Below are 6,430 nucleotides of genomic sequence, written 5' to 3' on the forward strand. Positions count from 1 at the left end.
GAGAGTTTATACTATTCCTGAACTATCGATAGGTCTATCCCGACTCATCGAGAAGTTAAATTCATCCCGATGGCCTTGGATGTCTACCTCAATCCTGTTCTCCTCTGCCTAGAGTGACAAAAGAGGCATAACAGAGATCTGGGCAGTGTTGTAAAGTCTATTTGCCGCCGTAAAGGGGAGCGTTAGGGGGATCCACACATATGCCAGGCAATGCAGCCATTTACATCGCCGACCCTTCGATGATGGGTTCACGCCTGTTCGACCGAATTGGGAGCATCCAGTCATACGAAGACCTCAGTGAGGGGACAGTGGCGACTGGCGTTCGCTTCACGCTGGCCGCTGGGCAGGTCACTATGAATTTCATGCCCGAGCATCAGGTCGAGCAGCACCTCAAGGGATTCTCGAGCTTTGCACAGCACATCATCCCGGACAGAGACCAGTTGATTTATGTGCTGACTCGCATCCACTACGTTCGGCTTGTTTGTGGTTGCGTCATCACACCAGACTTCGACGATGAGGGCACGATTGAGGAGTTTTTGTTTCAATTCGCAGCTGCCGTGAACGGCTTGCTCTTCCTTGCGGATACCATTTTCGATTACGATGGCCGTCCGCTTGGCGGACTCCACATACAGCAGAGTTCATGAGACCGTGACATCGCTGCCGCCTAAACCTGGGCTGCAGCGGACAGCGGTGGGCTGCGACTCATTATGAAAAGCAAAGATGTTTTTTTGCATGGGTCGCGGTGACTGTGATGTCTCCTTTCCTGGGAAACTGCATCTCCGCAGAAATCAGACTTCGCTCGTAATCCTGTGCCCAGTTAGATTCAGACCCACTGACGAGAATGCGATACTTTTGTTCCATCTTGCAGGTGGGAGGCTTACGCATGGCTAACCTCTGATTCAGGGATTGATCATCGCGTTTGAACTAGCCAAATTAACCTCCCAACTGAGGCGGGGTTGTACAAATTGCAGAAGCTGTCGGCGAATACATTCTAATTTCTGGATCGACTGACGGGATCCCTGTACCCAAAAATGCTGCTGCAAATAGTCGATCAACCACAGTTGTGTCGGCACATCCAAATGGGTAGCCACGGCTTTGCCCAGCTCCAAGGCCTGTTGGAGAGAATGGGGCCAACGTTTGAGATCCTGAAGCAATTCCAGTGGGATCCCTTGCAGTTGCTTGTGAGCCACCAACGCCAGTCCGGGACTGCCCTGAGCCAAGGCAATCAGTTCTGCCCTGGGGATCCCTGCCAACTCTTCGTAGCCCAACCCACACAACACCTGCTCCACCTCTTCTGGACTGAGGCGGCGAAACGGCACCATCTGACAACGGGACAACAGCGTCGGCAACAGGGAGGCCGCCTGGGGAGCAATGAGGATGATATGCGCTAAGCCTGGTTCCTCCAGGGTTTTCAGCAACGCATTGGCCGCACTTTCGGCTAAGGTTTCACAGCCCTCCATCACCACCACCGAGCATTGGGCCCGAATCGGCCGGCGGGCACAAAACCGTGCCACAGCCTGGACTTGCTCTAAGCGGATTTGGGGTGGGGAGCGCCGTTGCAGGGTTTGTGCTTCTTCTGAGTTAGCTGCCACCAGGCGGCCTTGATGCAGGTAGGTAGGACTCACCCAATGGAGATCGGGATGATGACCCACCAGCAACCAGTGACAACTGGAGCACTGCCCACAAGGGATCCCTGAGCAGGACTCGCACAGGAGCGCCTGGGCAAACCAACGGGCCAGCAAACTTCGCCCTACCCCCTGTGGCCCCAAAAAGCAATAGGCGGAGGTCACCCGGCTCTTCTGTAAGGCTGCCATCAGCAAACGTACCGCCATCTCCTGCCCAACGATGTGGACTGGGGGCAAGACCCTCCTCGACCGGACAACCTCAGACATAGGAGTGAAAGCTACTCACCTCACCGGCAGAAGGGTGTAGGAAATGCTTGCGGAAATACTGAACGGTTTCAGGCCGCAATAAGCCCTGTTCTACCAAGGAATCCCCCCAGTGATCCGACCCATCCATCGACGGTAAAGATTCCAGTGCCGTACTGTCGATCAAATCGGCAGCCTTGAGAAATTCCCCCACCCGCCGACAGCCAGACAAACGTGCAGAGTACCCGCCATCGGCAAAAAATTTGATGGTGGTCGCCTTCAAGCCGGTACACTCGCCGATCACCGCCGTCAACTTACCCCCCGACTGTCGCCAAGTGGTGAGAATCTGCTCGATCTGTGGCCGATCCAACAAGCCTGCCTCCTGCAAGTTCTGGAAGAGGTGGCGTGCCCAAGGGGTGAGTTCCGCCAACAGGGGATCCGGCAAGGTATTCTCGTCAGGGGTGAGGAGCAGTTCCCCTCCACTAGGTATTTCCTCAGCACCTTCTGATCGGCTGGGTCGTGGCCGCAACCCAAAAGACCGTTCCCCAGCAGGGCCAACAGGAGCGCCGGTAGCTTCCAGTTCCGCTCGGGCTGCCTCGGCAATCAGTTTTTGCTGTTCGTAGCTCACCTGCAACAGACGGTTCTGATCCTGCTGAATTTTCAAATCCTCTTGTAGCAATTCCAGGCTCTGTCGATAGGCGGCCAGCAGTTCCTGCGCATGTTGCAGTTCCACCGTCAGGTTGGCTTGCTGCTCCTGCAGAGTTCTGAGGCGGGATCCCATGTTTTTCATCTGTTGCTGGGCCTGTTTCAAAGCTTCCTGGCGAGTTTGCAGGGATCCCTCTAGCTCGGCTATGCGCTGATTCATTTCCGCCCGTTCTGCCGTCATTTGTGCAATTTGAGCTTGGCTTTGCTGTAGGTGCTCCTCCTGCCGGGCAATTTGTGCTTCATATTCCCGATTGGTGGTGGTTAGCGAAGTGATTTCTGTTTGCAACTGTTGCAGCTGAGCCTTTTGCTGGTCATATTCCTGCTGCAACCGGGCATAGCGATCTTCCCAAGATTGCAGAGCTGCCGACGAGTTCAACAGTTGCTCTTGTAGGCTGGCTACCTGGGCTTGCAGATGGGTCAGTTCCAAGGGCTCCGTCCTGCTAGGGTGTTCTTCTGCCGGAGCTACGGGAACCGAGGTGATGGCTTGAGGGATCCCTTGCAAAAGTTGCACCTCTAACCTGTCCCGTTCCGACTGGAGGTGTTGTACCTGCTGCAGGGCAGATTCAAGCTGCGCTTGTAAATCAGCCACAAAATGAGTGGGCACAGAATCCAGCTGACGTTTTTGCAGAATCTGGATTTGCTCCTGTAATTGTTCCAATTCTGCTTGATAGCAATCCTGCTGAGTTTGTAGCTGACGTTGGGCCTTTTGCTCGGCAGCGCGGGCATTGGCTAGCTCCGTTTCCAGCCGTTGCAGTTGTGCCCGCCAAACCGCCAAATCTTGCTGCAAAGTTGCCTGCTGCTGAATCTCCGCCTGTTGCCGACGAATGGTGGCTTCCAATTGTTGAATCCGCTGTTGGTACTGGCTTTGAAAATCCGCAATCTGCTGGTTCATGTTGGACAGGATGTTGTCCCACTCCTGCTCCTGCAGGTGAAGCTGTAATTTGAGAGCCTCCACCTGTTTGCGGTAATCGGCGATGGTCGTCGGTTGCGGCTCGGGAGCAAAGAGGGAGTCAGGAGCTAGCCCCTGAGGATTCAGTCGAGATACCCCAGATTCGGCGGCTGGGTGAGGGTCTTTGGCTGCTTCCCGTTCCCCAGGGCTCCGGGAGTCTTCAGACAGGAGTCCTTCAGTCGGTTTTTCTCGATAGGGGGCAGGAGCAGGCGTGGGGGGAGCAGGAGTTTTCGCTTGAATTTGAATGACCTGTAGGGGATCCACAGAGTCCACAGGTTCAGGCACTGCCGGAGTCAATGGCAGCACAGGTTGCGGGGCAGCTGCCAAGAAGGGTTGCAAGGCTTCCCAAGCATTGGGGGAGGCCAGCTGCTGCAACTGCACCTGCACATCCAAAGCGTGATCCAAAATTGCCGGCTGTACCCAGCCTTTCCAGGTCAAGATCTCCCCCAGTTTTCGGCCATAGCGCCGTTGCTGTGCCAGAGCCACCCGTAATTGCTCAAAATCCAGGTAGCCCAATGCCACCAGGATCTCCCCCAGAGATAGAGCCTGACTGGGAATAAAGCAATAGAGATCCGACAGCTGCAGCCAACCCCGCTCCAGACACACCTCCCCCAACTTGAGATGGTTTTGCTGCTGTTCCCGCAGAGCCTGAGCCAATTGGGATTGGGAAAGTAACCCCGCCCGTACCAATCGCTGTCCAAGGGGCAGGCTAGACTCAAGCTCATCGGCGGAAGCGGCACTTTTGGCCTCAAGAAACGGAAATGGGGTAGAACCGGAGGAAGGAGAAGAGGAGCGTGGGGGCATTGAGTTGGGCTCCTAGCTCAGCATTTACGCCGTACTCTAGCCTATTGTTCCCTAGAGGAGAACAAAGGTGTCTTTTAAGGCAGATGGGCTATTTTTCTGCCAATTTCTGAGCCGCCAATTTCTGATGGTTATCCAGTCGGATCCAGACGCATTAACACCTGACCAAATTCCACCGGCTGCCCATTGCTCACCAAAATCTCGGTCACGACTCCTGCTGTTTCAGCTTCCAGCTCGTTCATCAGCTTCATGGCTTCGATAATACAGAGGGTTTGGCCCTTGTTCACCCGCTCACCGATGCGGACAAAATCGGCTTCTCCCGGAGCTGGCGCACTGTAAAAGGTTCCCACCATGGGTGCCGTCACATCCACCCAATGGCTGGGGGTGGGCTTACGACCGGCAGGTGCTGCCTCAGCTGGGGCAGGTGAGGGAGGGGGACTAGGAGTAGTGGCAACCGGGTCAGGGGGAGGGCTAACCGACTGGGTCACCCCAGCAGTCGGGGGGATCCCTTTGCGCAGGGTGAGGCGAAAGTCCTTCAGCTCCAGAGTCAGTTCAGTGATAGAACTCTCGTCTAGGGCGGAGAGCAAAAGCCGAATCTCTTGCCAATTAACAACATCCAAGGGAAGGTTCACTCCTAGTTCATCACCTGTCCACAGCGGCAAAATCAACCGAATCTATTCACGGCCCAGGTAACTATCGGTACGAGTATCGACGCGAATCCGTTCCCCAACCTTAATGAACAGGGGCACCTGCACTTCGGCACCGGTTTCCAGCTTGGCCGGTTTGGTTCCCCCCGTGGCGGTATCTCCCTTCACACCGGGATCCGTCTCAACCACTTCTAGGGTGACGGTATTGGGCAATTCCACATCGATCACCTGCCCATTCCAACGCAGGATCGCCACCTCCATATTTTCTTTCAAATACTTCACGGAAGTCCCAATTTGGGCGGCAGTAATTGGGGCTTGCTCATAGGTCTCCATGTCCATGAACACCAGATTATCCCCCTCAGCATAGAGGTACTGCATATCCACCTTTTCAATCGTGGCAGCAGGCAGAGTTTCACCGGCTCGAAAAGTTTTCTCCACAACGTTGCCAGTCTGCATGTTTTTGAGTTTGGTGCGTACAAAGGCCGCTCCCTTACCGGGTTTCACATGCAGAAAATCGATCACCTTGTAGGGGGCTCCATCAATTTCGACGGAGGTACCAGGGCGCAAATCGTTGCTTGAGATCATGTCGGCGAGGGGATCCGTTGCGTAGACTTCCCAATCTTACCGTGGCAATGGGGCACTCCGATTCAGCACCTGCGGATCAATGGGCGGTTGACGGCCATAAACGGGCAGCACCTCTTGCCATAGAGGGCGCAAGCCAGCCGAATAATCTTTCCGGGCCAATTCCGCCAAAGCCAGCACTGGCACGGGATCTGTAAAAACAGCAGCATCCACCTGCTGTGCTTCAGGCCAGTTTTCCAGGGCTTGTCCCCAAGTTTCTAGAGACCAAATCTGATCCGGCAATAGAACTGAAACTTGCTCTCGCTCAACTCGATACACCCCGCCATACCACTCCTGCCGCTTGGCATCCATGTACACAGCCACCGTTAAGGGATCTGGGGGGGATCCCTGATCCTGCCAAACCTGACGGGTGATCGCCGCCAATGCCGAATAGCCGAATACCGGGATCCGCAATTGTTGACCCAATAGCCGCGCTACGCTCACCCCCAAACGGCTGCCCGTGAAGCTACCCGGCCCTACAGCCACTGCAATGGCCGCAATCTGTAGCTGATCCTGAGAGGCTAGGAACTTTTTTAAGCAAGGATGGAGCTGAGCTGCCATCTGCCGCTCCAAAACCCAACATTGGCTGTAACCTTGCCCAGGATCTTCCCCAATCGGCAAAAGCGCCAAGCCCAAAACGGGGGTTGTGGTGTGGATCCCCAAGATCCACTCAGGTGTTGACATGGGAACTTCTCAGGAAAAGAAGGAAGGATTGACGAAACTTAACGGATCACTTAATCTTAGGGTGTAAATCTTCGCGCTTCCCTACGGGAAGTTCGTACCCAATCATGACTACTGTTATCCAACGTCGCTCTGCGAGCAACGTGTGGGAGCAGTTC

The 6,430-nt window shown here is 55.0% G+C and carries 6 protein-coding genes; 1 reads left to right on the forward strand and 5 read right to left on the reverse strand.

Translation table 11 applies throughout. The features are described from left to right. Positions 1–200 precede the first annotated feature (200 nt). Positions 201–644 (forward strand): hypothetical protein, encoded by a 444-nt coding sequence (locus JX360_RS16800; protein WP_244353251.1) that lies wholly within the window; start codon positions 201–203, stop codon positions 642–644. A gap of 255 nt (positions 645–899) precedes the next feature. Here JX360_RS16800 and JX360_RS16805 read toward each other — a convergent pair whose 3' ends face one another. The 5 genes from JX360_RS16805 to tsaB all read right to left on the reverse strand — a co-directional run bounded on the left by JX360_RS16805 (position 900) and on the right by tsaB (position 6,275). Beyond that, complete coding sequence (locus JX360_RS16805; protein WP_244353252.1) at positions 900–1,862, reverse strand: DNA polymerase III subunit delta'; 963 nt, start codon at positions 1,860–1,862, stop codon at positions 900–902. Positions 1,863–1,884: 22 nt separating this feature from the next. Continuing rightward, entirely contained in the window at positions 1,885–4,326 is a 2,442-nt protein-coding gene (locus JX360_RS16810) for a cyclic di-GMP-binding domain-containing protein, MshE-related (protein WP_244353253.1), read from the reverse strand. A gap of 128 nt (positions 4,327–4,454) precedes the next feature. Beyond that, positions 4,455–4,943: an acetyl-CoA carboxylase biotin carboxyl carrier protein gene (accB, locus tag JX360_RS16815; RefSeq protein WP_244353254.1), complete on the reverse strand. Its 489-nt coding sequence runs from the start codon at positions 4,941–4,943 to the stop codon at positions 4,455–4,457. A 54-nt stretch (positions 4,944–4,997) separates the two neighbouring features. Then, positions 4,998–5,555 (reverse strand): elongation factor P, encoded by a 558-nt coding sequence (efp, locus tag JX360_RS16820; RefSeq protein WP_244353255.1) that lies wholly within the window; start codon positions 5,553–5,555, stop codon positions 4,998–5,000. Positions 5,556–5,591: 36 nt separating this feature from the next. Then, complete coding sequence (gene tsaB, locus JX360_RS16825; RefSeq protein ID WP_244353259.1) at positions 5,592–6,275, reverse strand: tRNA (adenosine(37)-N6)-threonylcarbamoyltransferase complex dimerization subunit type 1 TsaB; 684 nt, start codon at positions 6,273–6,275, stop codon at positions 5,592–5,594. Between the last annotated feature and the right edge of the window lie 155 nt (positions 6,276–6,430).

It is taken from the genome of Thermostichus vulcanus str. 'Rupite', assembly GCF_022848905.1.
GTDB lineage: Bacteria > Cyanobacteriota > Cyanobacteriia > Thermostichales > Thermostichaceae > Thermostichus > Thermostichus vulcanus_A.

Bases quoted from the DNA above. Each gene is read 5' to 3' on its own strand.
- efp (WP_244353255.1), bottom strand. From the start codon at position 5,555: ATGATCTCAAGCAACGATTTGCGCCCTGGTACCTCCGTCGAAATTGAT.
- JX360_RS16800 (WP_244353251.1), top strand. From the start codon at position 201: ATGCCAGGCAATGCAGCCATTTACATCGCCGACCCTTCGATGATGGGT.
- tsaB (WP_244353259.1), bottom strand. From the start codon at position 6,275: ATGTCAACACCTGAGTGGATCTTGGGGATCCACACCACAACCCCCGTT.
- JX360_RS16810 (WP_244353253.1), bottom strand. From the start codon at position 4,326: ATGCCCCCACGCTCCTCTTCTCCTTCCTCCGGTTCTACCCCATTTCCG.